The following is a 17522-nucleotide window of genomic DNA, read 5'->3' as shown; positions in this document are numbered from 1 at the left end:
CGCGGGTCTGGCGTGCGGTCATCGTCACCCATCCCGGTCACCCGCGCCCGACACCCACGCCCACGAAACGCGCGCGTTCCGACCCCGCCCGCCGCGCCCTACGGCAGCGTCGGGGCGGCCGCCACGAGCGCCTGCGTGGCCGGGTGCTGCGGCGCGTCGAGGAGCGACACCGGCCCGTGCTCGACGATCCTCCCCGCCGACATCACCGCGACCGTGTCGCACAGCCGCTGCACCACGCCGATGTCGTGCGACACGAGCACGAGGGCCAGCCCGAGGTCGTCGACGAGCGACCGGAACAGTTCGATCACGCGGGCGCGGACCACCACGTCGAGGGCGCTCATCGGCTCGTCCCCGAACAGGATCCGCGGTGAGTGCACGACGGCCCGGGCGATCGCGATGCGCTGCCGCTGCCCGCCGGAGAACTCGTGCGGGTACCGCGTCACGGCGTCCGCGGGCAGGTCCACCCGCTCGAGCACGGACGCCACGAGCGACGCGTGCGAGCCGGGGACCCGCAGGGCGCGCAGGGGTTCGGCGACGATCGCGCCCACGCGCATCCGCGGGTCGAGCGAGGCGTACGGGTCCTGGAACACCACGCCGGTCTCGCGACGGAACCAGCGCAACGCCTGCGCGGACGCCGACGCGACCACGGGCCGTCCGGAGGCCGACACGGTCCCGGTGGTGGGTGCCTCCAGGCCGGCGAGCAGTCGCACCAGGGTGGACTTGCCGGAGCCGGACTCGCCCACGATGCCGAGGCGGCTGCCGGCGGCGACCGTCAGGTCGACGCCGTCGACCGCGGTCCGGACGGGCCCGGGTTCGAACGGGCCCCGGCGGGGGAGCCGGTAGTGCCGGTGCAGTCCGGTGCCCTCGAGCAGTGCGGTCACCGGTCTCCTCCGGGCGTGCGGCGGGCGGTGGCCCGGGCGGCGGACACGAGGGCGGCGGTCGCGGGGTGCGACGGCGCGGCGAGCAGCTGCTGCACGGGACCCTCCTCGACCACGCGTCCCGCGTCGAGCACGACCGCGGTGTCGGCGATCCGGGCGAGGACGGCGAGGTCGTGCGTGACGAAGACCGTGCCCGCCGAGCGTCGCTCGAAGAGCTCGAGGATGCGCGCCTCCGTCGTGACGTCGAGCGCGGTCGTCGGCTCGTCGGCGACGAGGTACGACGGCTCGCCCGCGACGGCCATCGCGATGCACACGCGCTGCCGCTGGCCGCCGGAGAGCTGGTGCGGGTACTGCCGGAGCAGGGACTCGGGGTCCGGCAGGCCGACCTCAGCGGCGAGCGAGCGCGCCCGGCGTGCGGCTCCTCGACGGTCGAGGCCGTGGTGCAGGCGCAGCGGCTCGGCGATCTGCGCCCCGACCCGACGGAGTGGGTCGAGCGCGGTGCCCGGCTCCTGGAACACCATCCCGATCCCGGATCCGCGGTGGCGGGCGCGCTCCCGGTCCGGCAGCCCGACGAGTTCGGTGCCGTCGAGCCGGATGCTCCCGGTGACGACGGCCCCGGCGGGCTCCAGGCCCATCAGCGCGAGGGCGGTCATCGACTTGCCGGAGCCGGACGCGCCGATGACGCCGAGGCGTCGGCCGGGAGGCACGGTGAACGTCACGCGGTCGAGGATCGTCCGCCCCGCGATCCGGACCGTGAGGTCGCGCACCTCCAGCCCGCCGGTCGCGTCGACCGGGACGGCGTGCCCGGATCGTCCGGTCGGCTCGGTCATGCGGTCACCCCCGGTCCGGCGCCCGCTGCGCGGTCGCGGTCGGTGGCGGAGGCCGTGCCGGCGTCGGTGGTGGCCGCGGTCCCCGCGTCGGCCACGTCGGCGGCGTCGACGGGAGCACCGGCGTCGGGGTCGGAGGACCGGTCCGCCGTGGTCAGTCGCGGGTCGGTCGCGTCACGGACGGCATCGCCGAGGAGCGACAGCGCCGCGACCACGAGGGCGATCGATGCGCCCGGCCAGGTCGCACTCCACGGGTGCACGCCGATGTACGCCTGCAGGTCGGACAGGAGCGACCCCCACGATGCGGTGTTCGAACCGGCTCCGTACCCGAGGTAGGACAGCCCCGCCTCGGCGAGCACCGCCGTCGCCATCGCGAGCGAGAGCTGCACCGTGAAGAGTGGTGCGGCGTTCGGGACCAGGTGCCGCAGCAGCACGCCGCCACCCCCGACCCCGGACGCGCGGGCCGCGGTGACGTAGTCGCTCCGGGCGATGCGGCGGATCTCCCCGCGGGCGACGCGGGCGATCGTCACGCCGGAGGACAGACCGACGGAGACGACCACGACGCCGAGCGAGCCGCCGTACACCGCGGTGAGGAGCATCGCGGTGAGGAGCGTCGGGAACGCCACGAGGATGTCCAGGAGGACCGCCGTGCCCTCCCGGACCCACCGCGCGGTCAGCGAACCGATCGCGGTGAGGACGACCCCGACGATGCTCGCGATCACGCCGGACCCGACGGCGACGAGGACGGTGGTCCTGGTGCCGGCGAGCAGGTAGCTGGCGATGTCGCGCCCGGAGGCGTCGGTGCCGAACCAGTGCGCGGCGCTGGGGGCTTCCCACTGGTGGAACGGGTCGGCACGGAAGGGGTCCTGCGGCGTCCACACGAGCGACACCGCCGCGAGCACCACGAGCAGGCCGAGCACCACCACGGCGAAGACACCCGTCGGACGGGCGAGGAGACGACGGATCACGAGGAGGCCTCCCGCTGCCGTGGGTCGAGCGTCCGGTGCACGACGTCGACCGCGAACCCGACGAGCAGCACGAGCCCGGTGAGCACGAGGAGTTCCGACTGCACCTTCGTGACGTCCCGGCGCCCGACGTCGGTGACGAGCATCCGGCCGACACCGGGCAGCGAGAACAGCTGCTCGACCACGACGGCGCCGACGAGGAGTCCGGCGATCTGCACGCCGAGGACCGCGAGCACGGTCAGCGCGACCGAGGGCAGCCCGTGCCGGAGGAGCGCCTGCGTCCGGGTGAGCCCGATCGCCGCCGCGGTCCGGACGTGGTCGGCGTCGAGGACGCTGAGCGTCGCCGAACGGGTGAACCGGAGGATGACCGCGCCCTCGACCGCACCGATCGTCAGCGCGGGGAGCACGAGCGAGGAGAACGCCCGACCGGGGTCCTGCCAGCCGTCGAGCGGGAAGCCCTGCGTGGGCAGCCAGTGCAGCGTCACCGCGAACAGGGCCACGAGGAGCATGCCCGCCCAGACGATCGGCACCGCCGCGACGGCCTGCGCGACGAACCCGATGACCGCTCCGCCGGCACGTCGGCGGAGGACCGCGGCGAGCACGCCGAGCGGCACCCCGAGGACGAGGGCCGCCACGAGCGACATGCCGGCGAGCGGCAGCGTGACGCTGAGCTTCTGGACGAGCTCCGGTGCGACGGGCCCGTCGGTCACGAGCGATCGGCCGAGGTCACCGCGGAACAGCCCGCCGATCCAGTCGAGGTACTGCAGGACGACCGGACGGTCGAGCCCGAGCTCCTGCCGCAGCTGCGCCACCTGCTCCGGGCTCGCCTGGGTGCCGGCCACGATCTGCGCGACGTCGCCCGGCAGCACCCGCAGCGTGGCGAACACGATGATGCTCGCCACGAGCAGGCCGACGACGAGCAGCAGGAGCCGCCCGATCAGGAACCGGGTCACGGGTCGATGCTACTGAGGGGTCGGGAGGGTCACTTGACGGCGATCCCCGACAGGTCGAGCCGCGAGTTCGTGCCGTCGAACGGGACGCCCGTGACGCCCTTGCGGACCGCGGTGATCGACGTGGACGTGTACAGCCACTCGCCGGCCGCGTCCTCGGAGACGATCTTCGCGGCCCTCCGGAGTGCATCGACCTTGGCCTGCTCGGTGGTCGCGGCGACGGACTGTGCGTAGAGGTCCTGGACCTCCGCGTTGTCGTACCCGAAGTAGTAGTCCGGGTTCGCCCAGTTGCCGAAGTCGCGCGCCTCGACGTGGTCGACCATGCTCATGTCGAACGTGCGCTCGCCCGACTTCGGCGCTTCGAACACGCTCGACAGCCAGGTGGCGAAGTCGACCCGCTTCACCGTGAGGGTGATGCCGACGTCGGCGAGCTGCGACTTTAGCACGTCGCCGATCGTCGCCGGGTAGATGTTCGCGTACGTCAGCGTCAGGTCGAGCTTCGGCGTGCCGGCCTCCGCGAGGAGCTTCTTCGCGTTCGACGGGTCGTACGCGTCGATCGCGGTGAGGTCCTGGTAGCCGGGGTCGAGCTCGGGGATCGGTCCGCCCTGCTCGACGCCGGTCCCGCCGATGGCCTTGATGACCGCCTTCGGGTCGATCGCCTGCCGGATGGCCTGGCGGACGCGCTTGTCGGTGAAGGGCGCCTTCCGGTCGTTGAACGCCAGCGTGTACTTGTCCGTCGTCCGGCCGGTGTGCAGTGTGACGTCCGGGTTGCCCTCGAGCTGGCTCTTGAGCGTGCCGTCGACGGCGGTCTGCACGTCGAGGTCGCCGCTGGCCATCGCGTTGACGGCGGTCGACGGCTCGGTGATGTAGCGGAACACGACCTTGGCGACCTTCGCCTTCGTGCCCCAGTAGTCGTCGTTGCGCTCGAAGGTGATCGAGTCGCCCTGCTTCACCGAGGCGACCTCGAACGGACCGGTGCCGTTCGCCGAGTCGGACAGGTCGTTCTTCGCCGCCTTCTCGAGCACGAGACCGGCGCGGCCGGTGAGGTTCCAGAGCAGGTCGGAGTCCGGCTTCGCGAGCTGCAGCACGACCGTGTCGGACGACGGGGACGTGATCGACGAGACGTTCGCGAGCTGCGCGGAGTCGACGTAGGTGTCGTTCGCCTTGACCTGCTGGAGCGACCACACGACGTCCGCGGCGGTGACCGGCTCGCCGTCCTGGAACGTCGTGCCCTTCCGCAGCGTGAACGTGTACGTGCGACCGTCGGAGGACACCTCGTGCGAGGACGCGAGGACGTCGCGGACGTCGCCGTCCGCGGTGCGGCCGACGAGCCCCTGGTACACGTTGTCGATGAGCACCTGGTCGAGCGCGGCGCCGGACTGGGTGCGGATGTCGAGGCTCGTGGGCTCGAGCACCAGGCCGACGCGCACGGTGGCGTCGGCGCCGCCCTGCTCGTTCGACGATCCGGAGCAGCCGGTCAGCGCGAGCGCAGACGTCACGGCCACCGCGGTCGCGACGACGGCGAGGCGTGACGCGGCGGTGCGGGGGAGGAGCGGACTCATGGGTTGTGGGTTCCTTCCGGACGCTCGTGGCGACGGTCGTCGCGTGGCGCTCGCACGAGACTACTGGCGTGCGGAGCCGTGCTGCGACGGTTTCTGCTCGGGGTGCAACAATCCGTGGCCGTCGGTCCATGCCCGGATCGCCCGGGCGAGTTCGAGCGGTGCCTGGTTCTGCACCGCGTGCCGCGACTCGACGGTCACGGTGCGGGCGTCCGGCAGGCGTTCGGCGAACCCGGCGTGCAGCTTGGGCGAGACGTAGCCGCGGTCGCCGCGCACGAGCAGGATCGGCACGTCGAGCGCCTCGAGGTCCGGCCAGGCGTCGGCGAACCGTCCGACCGACGCGGTGCGGCCGGTCGGCAGGTGCGGGAAGTGGTGCCGCCGCACGAGGCGACCGTCGGCCCCGAGCCGTGTGGTGTGGCGGGCCTCCCGCAGCAGGACCTCGCGGTCGTCCCCGACACGTGCCTCGACGGCGCGGTCGACGACCTCGTCGAGGGACGCGAAGGGCTCCTCGTCCTCGAGTGCCCGAGCGATCCGGTCGACGGCGCGCTGGGCGAAGTCCGGGGACATGTCGACGAGGACGAGACCCGTGACGCGCTCCGGCGACGAGGCGGCGATCCGCGCGGCGAGGATCGCGCCGAGCGAGTGCCCGACGAGGACCCCCGGCGGGACCTCCAGCGCGTCGAGCGCGGCGAGCACGGTCGGCGCGGTCGCGCCGGCGCCGTAGTCCGCGTCGTCGCGCCACGAGGAGCGGCCGTGACCGGGCAGGTCGAGCGCCACCGCGGGCGCGCCGACGGCGATCGCCGTCTGGTCGAAGCTGTGCGCGTCGATGCCGAGCCCGTGCAGGTAGGTGATCCGGGCCTCCCGGTCGCCCCACCGGATCGCGGACACGTCGTGTCCGTCCGCGGTGCGGACCACCTGCCTGGAGGCGCGCAGCGGCTCCGTCACGCCGCTCACGGCGGCGAGGTGGCCGAGGTCGGCGAACTCGTCCCGCGGGTCGGGCAGGGCGGGGGCGGGGAGGTCGGGATCGGGCACGGCTCGATCCTGCCACCGCGCCGGACCCTGGCCGCGTTAGGTAAGGCATGCCATACTTGGACACGTGGCAGCCCGGTACCGCATCTTCTCCGTCCGCGTGGCAGCCGTCACGTCACTCACCCCGCACTTCGTGCGCGTGACGCTGACGGGCGACGCCCTCGCGGAGTTCTCCGCCGTCGGGCTCGACCAGCGCATCAAGGTCATGCTGCCGATCGAGGGCCACGGCTTCACCGAGCTTCCCGAGGACGGTGACTGGTACGGCGCCTGGCGCGACCTGCCGGACGCGGTGCGCAACCCGCTCCGCACGTACACGGTCCGGTCGTTCCGTCCCGACGCGCACGAGCTCGACATCGACTTCGTGGCGCACGGCGACGCCGGACCCGCCTCGCGCTGGGTGTCCGGCTGCCGGGTCGGTGACGAGCTGCGGATCATCGGACCCCGCGTGCCCGAGTCGCCCGACGAGCTGCCGACCGGCGCTGCCGAGTTCGCTCCCGGCACCGCGACCCGCATCCTGCTCGCGGGTGACGAGACCGCCGCGCCGGCCATCTGCGCCATCCTCGAGGCCCTCGACGTCGCGACCGTCGGGCACGTCTTCATCGAGGTCCCGACCGACGCCGACCGCCTGCCGGTCAGCGCGCCGTCCGGGGTCGAGGTCCGCTGGATCGCCCGGAACGGCGCCACCCACGGTGTGCGCATGACCGACCAGGTGCACGCCTGGGCCTCGACCGTCACGGCGACGACGGCCGGTGGGACGTCCGCGGTCTGCGCGGACACCACCGACTTCACCGAGGTGGACGTCGACGAGCAGGTCCTCTGGGAGGTCCCGGCGCCCGTCGACGAGCGCCCGGTCTACGCCTGGATCGCGGGGGAGGCCGGCTGCGTGAAGGAGCTGCGCCGACACCTCGTCCGCGGGGTCGGTTTCGACCGCAAGCAGGTCGCGTTCATGGGCTACTGGCGGAACGGCAAGGCCGAGCATTGACTGCGGCGGTGCCGACCACCGCCCTGCCGACGACCGCACTCGGTGCGCGTGGGCTGACGCTCGCGTACGACGACCGCGTGGTCGTGTCGGACCTCGACGTGGACGTCCCGGACGCTGAACTGACCGTCGTCATCGGGCCGAACGCCTGCGGGAAGTCGACGCTCCTCAAGTCGTTCGCGCGGACGCTGCGTCCGAGCGCGGGCACCGTGTACCTCGACGGGGCGCCGATCTCGTCCCTCCGCCCGAAGGTCGCCGCGCGCCGGGTCGCGATGCTGCCGCAGACGCCGATCGCCCCGGACGGCATCACCGTGCGCGACCTCGTGTCCCGCGGGCGCTTCCCGCACCAGGACCTCCTGCACCCGTCGTCGGGGTCGGACCGGGCCGCGGTGCAGGCGGCACTGGAGCAGACCGACACGGTGTCACTCGCGGACCGGAGCGTCGACGAGCTCTCGGGTGGGCAGCGGCAGCGCGTGTGGATCGCGATGGTGCTCGCGCAGGAGACCGACATCGTGCTGCTCGACGAGCCGACGACGTTCCTCGACATCGCGCACCAGTACGACGTGCTCGAACTCGCGGCCGGGCTGCACCGTGCGGGTCGGACGGTCGTCGCCGTGCTGCACGACCTCAACCAGGCTGCTCGGTACGCGACGCACCTCATCGCGATGCGGGCGGGGTCGATCGTCGCCGCGGGCACGCCGGCCGAGGTCCTGACGGCGTCCCTCGTGGAGGACGTCTTCGGCCTGCCGTGCGTCGTCGTCCCCGACCCGGAGACCGGCACGCCGCTCGTCGTCCCGAGGCGTCCCGCCGCCTGACCGCCCCGTGCCCGTCGGTCGCCGTCCCGGGGTCGGACGTCGGACGTCGGACGTCCCTTTGGCGGGCGTTGGTCGCACGACATGCCGCTCACGTTCTCGGCGGGCGACACGTTCTGCGACCACGGGGACACGCGCGCGGCGCGTTACGCGACCAACAGGCGGACGGGAGGGCCGTGGCGGCGCCGCCACGGGCCTCCCGTCCGGACCACGGTCGTGTCAGCGGACGTAGCCGCCGTCCTCGAGACCGGCCTCGACCTCGAACCGGTTGCGGAGCGGATCGCGCCCCGCGAACGCGTAGAGGACGGGCATCGCCATGCCGTACCGCTTCCACTGCGCGACGTGGACCCGCTCGTGCCGGAGCACGCGGTCGCCGTCGTTGTCGCGCGTCAGGTACACCGACCCGACGCAGGTGCCGCCGCGGCGGAACGCCCACCGGGGGAGGCCCGAGCAGACGACGAGCCCGTCGACGATCCGGACCGGTCCCGTCGACAGCGGGAGTCCGACGGCGAGGCCGACCGCGGTCGCGAGGAGCCAGCCGGCCCGCGACACGACCGAGTCGACGAACGGGTTCACGCCGGACGGCCGTAGGTCTCGAGCAGCCGCAGCCACACCTCGTTCATCGTGGGGTAGGCCGGGACGGCGTGCCAGAGGCGGTCGATCGGGACCTCGCCCACGACCGCGATCGTCGCGGCGTGCAGCATCTCGGCGACGTCCTGACCGACGAAGGTCGCCCCGACGACGACGCCGCGGGACTCGTCCACGACGAGGTTCGCCCGGCCGGTGTACCCGTCGGCCTGCAGGGCGGCGCCGGCGACGTTGCCGAGCTCGTACTCGACGGTGCGGACGTCGATGCCCTGCTGGCGTGCCGTCGCCTCGGTCAGCCCGACGCTCGCGACCTCGGGGTCCGTGAACGTCACCTGCGGAGCGGCGGCGTGGTCGGCGGTGGCGACGTGCGAACCCCACGGCTCCGTGTGCAGCGGCGTGCCCTGGAACCGGGCGGCGATCGCCTCGCCGGCGGCGCGAGCCTGGTACTTGCCCTGGTGGGTGAGCAGCACGCGGTGGTTCACGTCCCCGACCGCGTACAGCCAGTCGGTGCCGTGCACGAGCATCGTGTCGTCGACGTCGAGCCAGGCGCCGGGCTCGAGGCCGACGGTCTCGAGGCCGAGGTCGGCGGTGTGGGCACGGCGGCCGGTGGCGGCGAGGACCTCGCTCGTCACGACCGTCGAGCCGTCGTCGAGCGTGGTGGTGACCAGGCCGTGCTCGTCGCGGTCGACCCGAACGGGGTTGACGCCGGTGCGGACGTCGACGCCGCGGGCACGGAGGGCGTCGGCCACGAGCTCGCCGGCGAAGGGCTCCATGCCGCCGAGCAGGCCGTGCCGGGCGACGAGGGTGACCTTCGACCCGAGTGACGCCCACGCCGTCGCGAGTTCGGATCCCGACACTCCGCCGCCGATGACGAGGAGGCTCTCGGGGACCTCCTGCGCGCTCGTGGCCTCGCGAGTGCCCCAGGGCTGCGCGTCGGCCAGGCCGGGGACGTCGGGGAGCGTGTGCAGCGAGCCGGTGACCACGGCGACGGCGGCACGCGCGGTGTGGGTCTCCCCGCCGACCTCGATGGTCTTCTCGCCGGTGATTCGCGCGTGCCCGCGGAGGAGGGCGATGTCGGCGGACTCGAGCCACGACACCTGGCCGTCGTCCTTCCAGTCCGACGTGAACGAGTTGCGGCGGGCGAGCACGTGTGCAGCGTCGAGGGCACCCGTGACGGCCTGCGCGGCACCGTCGAGGCGCTTGGCCGCCTCGAGGGCGTGGCCGCTGCGGAGGAGCGCCTTCGAGGGCATGCACGCCCAGTACGAGCACTCGCCGCCGACGAGCTCCGCCTCCACGATCGCGACCGAGAGGCCGCGCTTGTGGGCGTAGTCCGCCACGTTCTCGCCGACTGCGCCGGCGCCGATCACGATGAGGTCGTAGTCCGTCATGTGGCCAACCTACGCGGCTGCGGTGACGGCACGCCGACCGTGAGGCGTACCGCGGCGCGGCGGTCCGCGCGACGCGGGCTGCGGCACCGCGGCACGCCGACCGTGAGGCGTACCGCGGCGCGGCGGTCGGCTCGACGCCGGCTGCGGCGCCGGTCAGGCCGTCCTGGACGCGTTCGCGAGTGCCCCGACTGCCCGCAGGATCACGCCCAGGTCGTCCACGGCGCGGTCCGGGTCGACCGGTGCGAACCCGGTGAGGGCGGCACCCACGAGCCGTCGGCCCCGCGTCGCGGCCTGGAGGAGTTCGACCAGGCCGGCGCCGTCGAGACCGAAGGGCACCGGTTCGAGGAGCCCGTCGACCTCCGAGGGGTCGAGCACGTCGAGGTCGACGTGCACGAACACCGAGCCGGCTCCGGTGGCGCTGACGGCGGCGGCTACGGCCTCGGCGGTCGCGGCGTCCACGTCGAGGGTGCGGATGCCGGCACGCTCGAGCGCGGTCGACTCGCTGTCCTCGGCACCGCGGACGCCCGCGAGGACGACCTTCGACCCGGACAGGACGGGCAGGTCGGGGAAGAGGTCGTCCGGCCGGTCGACGACGAGCCGCAGCGCCGCCGCCTCGGCCGCCACCGGCTGGGCACGGTTCAGCGGACGGTAGCCGCTCGACCCCGCGATCCGGACGAACGCGGTGTCCTCGTCGAGGCCGACGGTCGCGCCGAGGAACGACGAGCCGTCGCCGCCGACGACGAACGGGGCCTCGGGTGCCACGCTGGACTCCTCGGCGACCCGCTCGGCCACCTGGCGGACCGACGTGTAGCGGGCGATCGCGGTCTCGAGTCGGTCGCCGGCGCCCGGCGGCACCTCGACCACCGTCGTCGAGGCGCGGGGGAGGTCCGCCGCGATCGCCGCCGCACCATCCCCGAGCCGCATCGCACGGGACGACGCCGAACCCTGCCACTGACCGACCACGATGAAGTGCATCGTGCCAGTCTGGCAGCCGGGTCCGGCGTCGTCCGGGGTGCGCGCTGGGTGCGTGCTGGATCAGCCCGCCGAGCGACGGGTCAGATGCTCGACGACCCGCCGCCCTTGAGCGCTGCGAGCCGGGCCTCGACCTCGGCGTCCTTGCCGACGTCCTCGAGGCTCTCGAACTGGGAGTCGAGGCTCGACGACTGGAGCTCCTGCTGCCCGAGGACCTTCGCCTCTTCGCGGCGGACCTTCTCCTCGAAGCGGGTGAGGTCGCTCGTCGGGTCGGTGATGTCGATGTTCCCGATGGCGTCGTTGACCTTCGACTGCGCCTCCGCCGTCTTCTGGCGGGCGACGAGCGAGTCGCGCTTGGACTTGAGCTCCTCGAGCTTCTGCTCCATGCCGGCCAGCCCGGACTTGAGCTTCTCGACCTGCTCGTTCTGCGTCGCGAGCGGACCCTCGTTGTCCTTGACCTCTTGTTCGGCGGCGATCTGCTTGCCGATGGCGATCTTCGCGAGGTTGTCGAACTTGTCGGCGTCGGCGGTCTTGCCCTCGGCGCGGTACTTGTCCGCCGCTGCCGAGGCGTTGGCGGCCTTCTGGCCCCATTCGGTGGCGGCCTTCTTGTCCTCCTCATGGTCCTGCTCGAGCAGGCGGAGGTTGCCGATGGTCTGCGCGATCGCGGTCTTGGCATCGGCGATGTTGTTCGTGTAGTCACGCACGAGCTGGTCCAGCATGAGCTGCGGGTCCTCGGCGTTGTCGATGAGCTGGTTCACGTTCGCCCGGATGAGCGAGGAGATGCGACCGAAGATCGTCTGCTTGGCCATTGCTGTTCCCTTTCTGGAGGAGTACCGCTTCGTGCTGTCTGGTCGTGGAGTCGTCGTCTGGGAGCCGGGGAGAAGAGCGGTCCGCTCAGAAGCGGCCGCCGCCGGAGAAGCCGCCGCCCCCGCCGCCCCCGCCGCCGCCTCCGCCGAAGCCACCGCCGCCACCGCCGAAGCCGCCGCCGCCGAACGAGCCGCCGCCGAACGAGCCGCCGCCGAACGAGCCGCCGCGTCCGCCGAGGAGACCACCGAGGACGAGCCCGGTGACGAGCCCGCCGAGCTGTGCACCGTTGCCGCCGCCCCCGGCACCGGGCCAGCCGCCCATGTCGTTGCCGGCTTCGTCCATCGCGGCGGCGGCGTACTGCTCGGCCGCGCGTGCGGCCTGGAGCGCCTGCCCCGGGTTCGTCGTGGCGAGGTCGACCGCGTCGTCGAGGGCGCGCTCGGCTTCGGACAGCCGAGTCCGTGCCGTCGGCCCGACCGCTCCACGACGCAGGGCGATGTAGTCGCGAGCCTGGCTGATCCGGGAGCGGGCGTCGCGCAGGGCGTCGTCGAGTGCCCGTGCGGCGCGCTGGTTCCGCTCCTCGACACCTCGTGCGGTCGCGAGCGCGGCGTCGATGTCGGTGTTCGCCTTCGTCAGGGCGTCGACGGCGGAGATCGGGTCCTTCGGGTCGATGCCCTGCCGCAGGACCGTCTCGGCCTGGGTCACGGCCGCGGCGAGCTCGGGACTGTCCGTGCGCATCGACCGTGCGGCTGCGACGTCGCCCTCGACGTCGGCGCGCATCGCCTGGGCGCGTGCCGACGCCTCGGCGAAGGTCGTCTCGGCGGCGGTGGCGGAGGCCGTCAGCTGCTGCACCTGCGCGAGGGCGTGCTGGGCGTCCCGCACGGCGACGACCGCTTCGCCCTTGTCGCCGGCCGCGATCGCCGCGGTCGCCGCTGCGGACCGCTCCGTGGCGTAGTCGAGCACCTGCTTCGCCTGGTCGACGTTGTCCGACACGGTGGCGAGGGTCCGGCCGGAGTACGCCGCACGGACCCGCTCGAGTGCGGCCGAGGCGGCGGCGACGGTCGCGGGCGCCGCGGCGACGTCCGCGGCGAGGGCGGTCGACGCGTCCTCGACGCCGTCCTCGAGCGAGCGGAGCTTGTCGAACGACTCGGTCTGCGCCTCGATCGCGGCGTGTGCCTGCTCGCAGATGGCGATGATCTGGTTCGCCCACTCGGCGCGCTGCTGCGGGGTGTCCGGGATCTCGTCGTCGAGCTGCTGCTGGAACGTGAACGCCTGCCGGACGTTGCGCTTCGCGGTCGCCACGGCGTCGGCGAAGGGCTTCGCGGCGTCGGCGCCGAACTGGGCGGTGGCGAACCCGACCTCTTGCTCGGCGGTCTTCAGTTCGTCGTCGATCGTGACGAGGGCACCCCCGGCGGTGCGTTCGAGGCCCGCGAGGGACTCCTCCTGCGCCTTGGTCGCCGCTGCGGTGCGGCGTCTGTTGCGCGCACGGACGACGAGCACCACGACGACGATCGCGATCACGACGACGAGCAGCACGACCCACAGCGCGGTGAGGTCCGGCGGGTCCTGCGTCTGGGCGAGCCCGTCGGCGAACGCGGTCGCGGCCGCCGCCCAGTTGCCGTCACGGAGCTGCGGCACGGCGTCGTCCTGGTAAGCGTTCTCGACGTCGGACGACGTCAGGTCGGTCTCGTTGGTCTGGTGGATGTCCGCGATGCGGTCGTCGACCGCCACCGCGAGCACGATGCTGTCCGAGTCGATCTGGTTCTGCTGGCGGAACGTGTCGCCCCACGCGGTGTGGTCGGACGGGTCCGAGAAGGTCGGGACGTACACGACGTAGAGCTGGGTCTTCGTCTTGTCGTAGAGGTCCTGCACGGCCTGTTCCACCTGCGACTGCTGCGCGGAGGTCAGGGCGTCCGCCCGGTCGACGACGTACGCACCGCCCTGGAGCTGGAAGGGCGCGGTGGCGTGCGACGCGGTCGCGGGTGCGAGGACGAGGAACGCGGCGAGCAGGGCGGTCACCAGGCGGGTGGTCCACCGGAGCACAGGACGTGACGTCCCGCTCCCCGGACCGGCTGCGGCCTCGTTCGGGCGTCTGCCGTGGACCATGCGCATCCGTCCTCCATCCGACCCCGCAGGCCCCTCGTCGGCGCCCCTGGACGGCACTCCCGGCGCCGTCGTCCGCAGTCTATCCAGGAGGCGCACGGCTCGGTCCGGGCGATCCGGGACTGTGCATGAACATTCGTCATCCGCACAGGTGCCGGACGTTTGTCCCCCACATCGGGGTATGCTGACGCCACTGTTCGACGACGAGCGGAAGGGGACAGCAATGGAGCGAACACTGAACACCGAGGTCGTCCCGCTCGAGGACGGCTACCACCGGGTGTCGACGCCGGCGAGCGGCGTGATCGGCTTCGTGCGCGAGGAGGACGGTCGGTACGAGGTCCTCCGCGGACGTGTGCGCCAGGCGACGCGGTCCGAGGGGCTCTACAGCACGATGAACGTCGCGCTGATCGCGCTCACGCACGCCTGAGTCGTCACGGACCGCACCACCTCACCCACGTAGGCTTCCTGCGTGGGTGAGTCGTGCCTCCAGTCCGTCGTCGTGACGCTCCGGCCGGCGGCCGCGGACCGTGCGGCCGACCGGGAGGCCCTGGTCGCCGCCGTCGCGTCCGCGACGGGCGCGGACGTGGCCGGGGTGCGCGCGGGGCGCGGCTGCCCGCACTGCGGCAGCACCGCGCACGGCCGACCGTGGGCCACCGTCGGTGGCCGGGAGGTCGGCGTCAGCCTGTCCCGAACCGCGGGCGTGACCGCCCTCGCGGTCGCGCCCGACGTCGTCGGGGTCGACGTCGAGCGCGTGTCCCGGGTGGCGCGCGCGCCGCTCGACGCCTTCACGCGTGGGGAGATCGACCGTGCCGCGGGCGACGTCGGCGTGCTCGCGGCCTGCTGGGCGGCGAAGGAGGCCGTCCTCAAACGGGACGGCCGGGGCCTCCGGGTGGACCCCCGGTCGGTCGACGTCGACGTCGAGCGCGGCACGGTGGTCCTCGACGGAGCGGCACAGGCGGTCGTCCTCGTGCGGCCCGAGCACGACCTCGTGCTCGCGGTCGCCGCAGGGGGAGTACCGGTCACCTGGGGAGCGTGAGCACCTCGGCGCCGTCCTCGGCGATCGCGACGGTGTGCTCGGTGTGCGCCGTCCGGGCCCCGGTGGCGCTGCGGAGCGTCCAGCCGTCCGGGTCGGTGACGAGGACGTCGGTGTCGGCCATCACCCAGGGTTCGAGCGCGAGGAGGAGCCCCGGGCGGAGGGTGTAGCCGCGTCCGGGCCGTCCGGTGTTCGACACGTGCGGGTCCTGGTGCATGGTCGACCCGAGGCCGTGGCCGCCGAACTCGACGTTGACCGGGTAGCCCGCGTCCCCGAGCACGGTGCCGATCGCGTGCGACAGGTCCCCGGTGCGGGCGCCGGGGCGTGCGGCGGCGATGCCCGCGGCGAGGGCGCGTTCGGTCGCGTCGATCAGCGCGGCGTCGGCGGGGTCCACGGTGCCCACGACGAAGCTGATCGCGGCGTCGGCGGCGATGCCGTCGAGCGACACGGCGAGGTCGAGGGTGAGCAGGTCGCCGTCCGCGAGTGCCCGGTCGTGGGGGAGCCCGTGCAGGACGGCGTCGTTCACGGCCGTGCAGACGTGGTGGCCGAACGGGCCGCGGCCGAACGACGGGGCGTAGTCGACGTAGCAGGACTCGGCGCCGGCGTCCTCGATGAGCTGCTTCGTCCACCGGTCGATCTCGAGCAGGTTCGTGCCGACGCGCGTGCGGTCGCGGAGGGTCTGCAGGATCGTGCCGACGAGCGCTCCGGTGCGGCGGGCGCGGTCGACCTCGGCCGGGGTCAGGATCTCGATCACGGGATGATCGTACCGGTATTACTATCGGTGCATGGTCCGTCTGCCGCTCAGTCCCCTCGAACTCGCCCGCGGTCGTGCCCTCGGGGCGTTGCTCCGCGCCGCCCGAGCCGATCGGTCGATGCTCGACGTCGCGCTCGCGGCCGGGGTGTCGCCCGAGACCCTGCGGAAGATCGAGGCCGGACGCATCGCGACGCCGTCGTTCGGGACCGTCGCGGCGGTGGCAGCGGTCGTGGGGCTCTCGCTCGACGAGGTCTGGCGCGAGGTACTTCGGGCCGGCGAGGTCGTCGCCGTCGACGAGCCCGCGGGCGTCGCCTGAAGCCGCCAGCGACGCGCCCGCGCGCGCAACGCGCCTGCGCCCGCGCGCGCAACGCGCCTGCGCCCGCGCGCGCAACGCGCCTGCGCCCGCGCGCGGACGTCGCCTGACGTTGCCGGCCTGCAGCTCGGCTCGCGTTGCTCCGACGCCGCGGGTCGTCAGGCAGCGGGCAGCTCGGGGACGCCGGGTTCCTCGATCCAGGGTGCCGTCACGGCTCGGACGGCGTCGACGGACACCCCCGCGGTGCCGGCGAAGGCGTCGAGGACGTCCTCGGGGGCGACGGACGCGTGCCGGTGTCGCTCGGTGATCGTCCGGAGGCCGGCGAAGAACGCGGCGTCGCCGAACGTCCGGCGGACGGCGTGCAGGGCGAGGGCGCCGCGCTTGTAGACCCGGTCGTCGAACATGTCGCGGGCGCCGGGGTCGCCGACCACGAGGTCCTGCGACTGGTCGAGCAGTCCCTGCCGGTACCGCGCGGCGAGCACGTCGGCGGTGTCGCCGCCCCGGTGCTCGGACCACAGCCACTCGGCGTAGCAGGCGAAGCCCTCGTGCAGCCAGATGTCGCGCCAGCGTGCGACGGTGACCGAGTTGCCGAACCACTGGTGGGCGAGTTCGTGCGCGATGAGCCGGTCGGTGCCGTGCTCGCCGTCGACGTGGTTCCGGCCGAAGACGGCGAGACCGTGGGCCTCGAGCGGGATCTCGAGCTCGTCGTCGGTCACGACCACGCCGTACGCGGGGAACGGGTACGGGCCGAACCGGTCCGCGTAGAGCGCGAGCATGTCCGGCACCCGGCCGAAGTCGGTCTTCGCCGCGGCCTGGAGGTCTGCGGGGTGGTGCAGCGTCACCGGGACGCGCGGGCTCCGGAGCTTCGTCGTGCGGTACCGACCGATCTGCACGGTCGCGAGGTACGTCGCCATGGGCTCGGTCGTCGCGTACGTCCAGGTCGTGCCGGCCCGGGCACGGTCGGTGCCGAGCAGCTCGCCGTTCGCGAGGACGTCGTACGCGGCCTCGGCGGTGATCTCGAACCGGTACGTGGCCTTGTCGTCGGGTCGGTCGTTGCACGGGAACCACGACGGCGCCCCCGTCGGCTGCGCGGCGACGATGACGCCGTCGGAGAGCTCCTCCCAGCCGACCTGTCCCCAGGGGCTCCGGATCGGCCGCGGTGTGCCGCGGTACTTGACGTGGACGGTGAACTCCGTGCCGGCCGCGATCGGCTCCTGCGGCGTCACCGTCAGCTTGTGGGTCGCTGTGCTGACCTTCTTCGCGCGCTTCCCGTCGACGTCGACCCGGTCGACCGTGAGGCCGTGCAGGTCGATGACGACCCGGTCGAGGGTCTCGTGCGCCTGCGCCGTGACGGTCGCGGTGCCGTCGAGGCGGTTCGTCGCGACGCGGTACCCGAGCCGGAGCTCGTAGTGCACCGCGCTCCACCGACGGTCGCCGCTGTGCGGGGTGTACGGGTCGGCGCTGGTCATCGGCTTCACGGTGCCGCTCAGTCTGGCACGACCACGGAGCCGTCCGTCCCGGCAGCGCGCTCCGCGGCCGGAGCGTCGGACGGCGCGGCGCCGCCGGAC

Annotated in this window: 18 protein-coding genes; 5 read left to right on the top strand and 13 right to left on the bottom strand. The window is 73.4% G+C overall.

Going from position 1 to position 17522, the window contains the following annotated elements:
• Positions 1-98 precede the first annotated feature (98 nt).
• From ACIPYW_RS14060 to ACIPYW_RS14035, 6 genes are read right to left on the bottom strand one after another with little or no spacing between them, the layout of a single operon-like run.
• Positions 99-881, bottom strand: a complete 783-nt coding sequence (locus ACIPYW_RS14060) for an ABC transporter ATP-binding protein (RefSeq protein WP_400414540.1) — start codon at positions 879-881, stop codon at positions 99-101.
• The gene (locus tag ACIPYW_RS14055; RefSeq protein ID WP_400414538.1) at positions 878-1708 is read right to left on the bottom strand and encodes an ABC transporter ATP-binding protein; all 831 of its coding nucleotides are present in this window, start codon (positions 1706-1708) and stop codon (positions 878-880) included. The genes ACIPYW_RS14060 and ACIPYW_RS14055 overlap by 4 nt, the downstream gene beginning before the upstream one ends.
• Positions 1705-2673: an ABC transporter permease gene (locus tag ACIPYW_RS14050; RefSeq protein ID WP_400414536.1), complete on the bottom strand. Its 969-nt coding sequence runs from the start codon at positions 2671-2673 to the stop codon at positions 1705-1707. The genes ACIPYW_RS14055 and ACIPYW_RS14050 overlap by 4 nt, the downstream gene beginning before the upstream one ends.
• Positions 2670-3623 (bottom strand): ABC transporter permease, encoded by a 954-nt coding sequence (locus tag ACIPYW_RS14045; protein ID WP_400414534.1) that lies wholly within the window; start codon positions 3621-3623, stop codon positions 2670-2672. Before ACIPYW_RS14045 ends, ACIPYW_RS14050 begins: the two co-directional genes overlap by 4 nt.
• A 29-nt stretch (positions 3624-3652) precedes the next feature.
• Complete coding sequence (locus ACIPYW_RS14040; protein WP_400414533.1) at positions 3653-5182, bottom strand: ABC transporter substrate-binding protein; 1530 nt, start codon at positions 5180-5182, stop codon at positions 3653-3655.
• Between the two features lie 60 nt (positions 5183-5242).
• Entirely contained in the window at positions 5243-6211 is a 969-nt protein-coding gene (locus ACIPYW_RS14035; protein ID WP_400414530.1) for an alpha/beta fold hydrolase, read from the bottom strand.
• A 64-nt stretch (positions 6212-6275) separates the two neighbouring features.
• Here ACIPYW_RS14035 and ACIPYW_RS14030 point away from each other — a divergent pair, with 64 nt between their 5' ends.
• A complete protein-coding gene (locus ACIPYW_RS14030; RefSeq protein ID WP_400414528.1) occupies positions 6276-7190 on the top strand; it encodes a siderophore-interacting protein in 915 nt (304 codons plus the stop codon).
• Between the two features lie 8 nt (positions 7191-7198).
• Positions 7199-8002: an ABC transporter ATP-binding protein gene (locus ACIPYW_RS14025; RefSeq protein ID WP_400414526.1), complete on the top strand. Its 804-nt coding sequence runs from the start codon at positions 7199-7201 to the stop codon at positions 8000-8002.
• 216 nt (positions 8003-8218) lie between these two features.
• On the opposite strand, the gene ACIPYW_RS14020 is transcribed toward ACIPYW_RS14025, so the two are convergent.
• The 5 genes from ACIPYW_RS14020 to ACIPYW_RS14000 form a co-directional block, all read right to left on the bottom strand.
• Positions 8219-8575, bottom strand: a complete 357-nt coding sequence (locus ACIPYW_RS14020) for a Fe-S oxidoreductase (protein WP_400414524.1) — start codon at positions 8573-8575, stop codon at positions 8219-8221.
• On the bottom strand, positions 8572-9975 hold the full coding sequence (locus tag ACIPYW_RS14015; protein WP_400414521.1) for a dihydrolipoyl dehydrogenase family protein: 1404 nt from the start codon (positions 9973-9975) through the stop codon (positions 8572-8574). Before ACIPYW_RS14015 ends, ACIPYW_RS14020 begins: the two co-directional genes overlap by 4 nt.
• A 153-nt stretch (positions 9976-10128) precedes the next feature.
• Positions 10129-10950 carry an arginase family protein gene (locus ACIPYW_RS14010; protein WP_400414520.1) on the bottom strand — a complete coding sequence of 274 codons (822 nt, stop codon included), beginning with the start codon at positions 10948-10950 and terminating at the stop codon, positions 10129-10131.
• An 80-nt stretch (positions 10951-11030) separates the two neighbouring features.
• The gene (locus ACIPYW_RS14005) at positions 11031-11756 is read right to left on the bottom strand and encodes a PspA/IM30 family protein (protein ID WP_290131552.1); all 726 of its coding nucleotides are present in this window, start codon (positions 11754-11756) and stop codon (positions 11031-11033) included.
• 85 nt (positions 11757-11841) lie between these two features.
• Entirely contained in the window at positions 11842-13770 is a 1929-nt protein-coding gene (locus tag ACIPYW_RS14000) for a TPM domain-containing protein (protein WP_400414518.1), read from the bottom strand.
• A gap of 307 nt (positions 13771-14077) precedes the next feature.
• On the opposite strand from ACIPYW_RS14000, the gene ACIPYW_RS13995 reads away from it, so the two are divergent.
• Positions 14078-14281, top strand: a complete 204-nt coding sequence (locus ACIPYW_RS13995; RefSeq protein WP_290131554.1) for a hypothetical protein — start codon at positions 14078-14080, stop codon at positions 14279-14281.
• 42 nt (positions 14282-14323) lie between these two features.
• The gene (locus tag ACIPYW_RS13990; protein ID WP_400414515.1) at positions 14324-14890 is read left to right on the top strand and encodes a 4'-phosphopantetheinyl transferase family protein; all 567 of its coding nucleotides are present in this window, start codon (positions 14324-14326) and stop codon (positions 14888-14890) included.
• Here ACIPYW_RS13990 and map read toward each other — a convergent pair.
• Positions 14874-15641 carry a type I methionyl aminopeptidase gene (gene map, locus ACIPYW_RS13985; RefSeq protein WP_400414513.1) on the bottom strand — a complete coding sequence of 256 codons (768 nt, stop codon included), beginning with the start codon at positions 15639-15641 and terminating at the stop codon, positions 14874-14876. The genes ACIPYW_RS13990 and map overlap by 17 nt on opposite strands.
• Positions 15642-15672: 31 nt before the next feature.
• Here map and ACIPYW_RS13980 point away from each other — a divergent pair, with 31 nt between their 5' ends.
• A complete protein-coding gene (locus ACIPYW_RS13980; protein ID WP_400414512.1) occupies positions 15673-15957 on the top strand; it encodes a helix-turn-helix domain-containing protein in 285 nt (94 codons plus the stop codon).
• A gap of 155 nt (positions 15958-16112) precedes the next feature.
• Here ACIPYW_RS13980 and ACIPYW_RS13975 read toward each other — a convergent pair whose 3' ends face one another.
• Positions 16113-17423: a M1 family metallopeptidase gene (locus tag ACIPYW_RS13975; RefSeq protein ID WP_400414509.1), complete on the bottom strand. Its 1311-nt coding sequence runs from the start codon at positions 17421-17423 to the stop codon at positions 16113-16115.
• Positions 17424-17522: the final 99 nt, after the last annotated feature.

It is taken from the genome of Curtobacterium sp. NPDC089689 (genome assembly GCF_044749145.1).
Taxonomy (GTDB): domain Bacteria; phylum Actinomycetota; class Actinomycetes; order Actinomycetales; family Microbacteriaceae; genus Curtobacterium.
The sequence above is the reverse complement of the archived record's forward strand: the minus strand, read 5'-3'. Positions and strand labels throughout refer to the sequence as shown.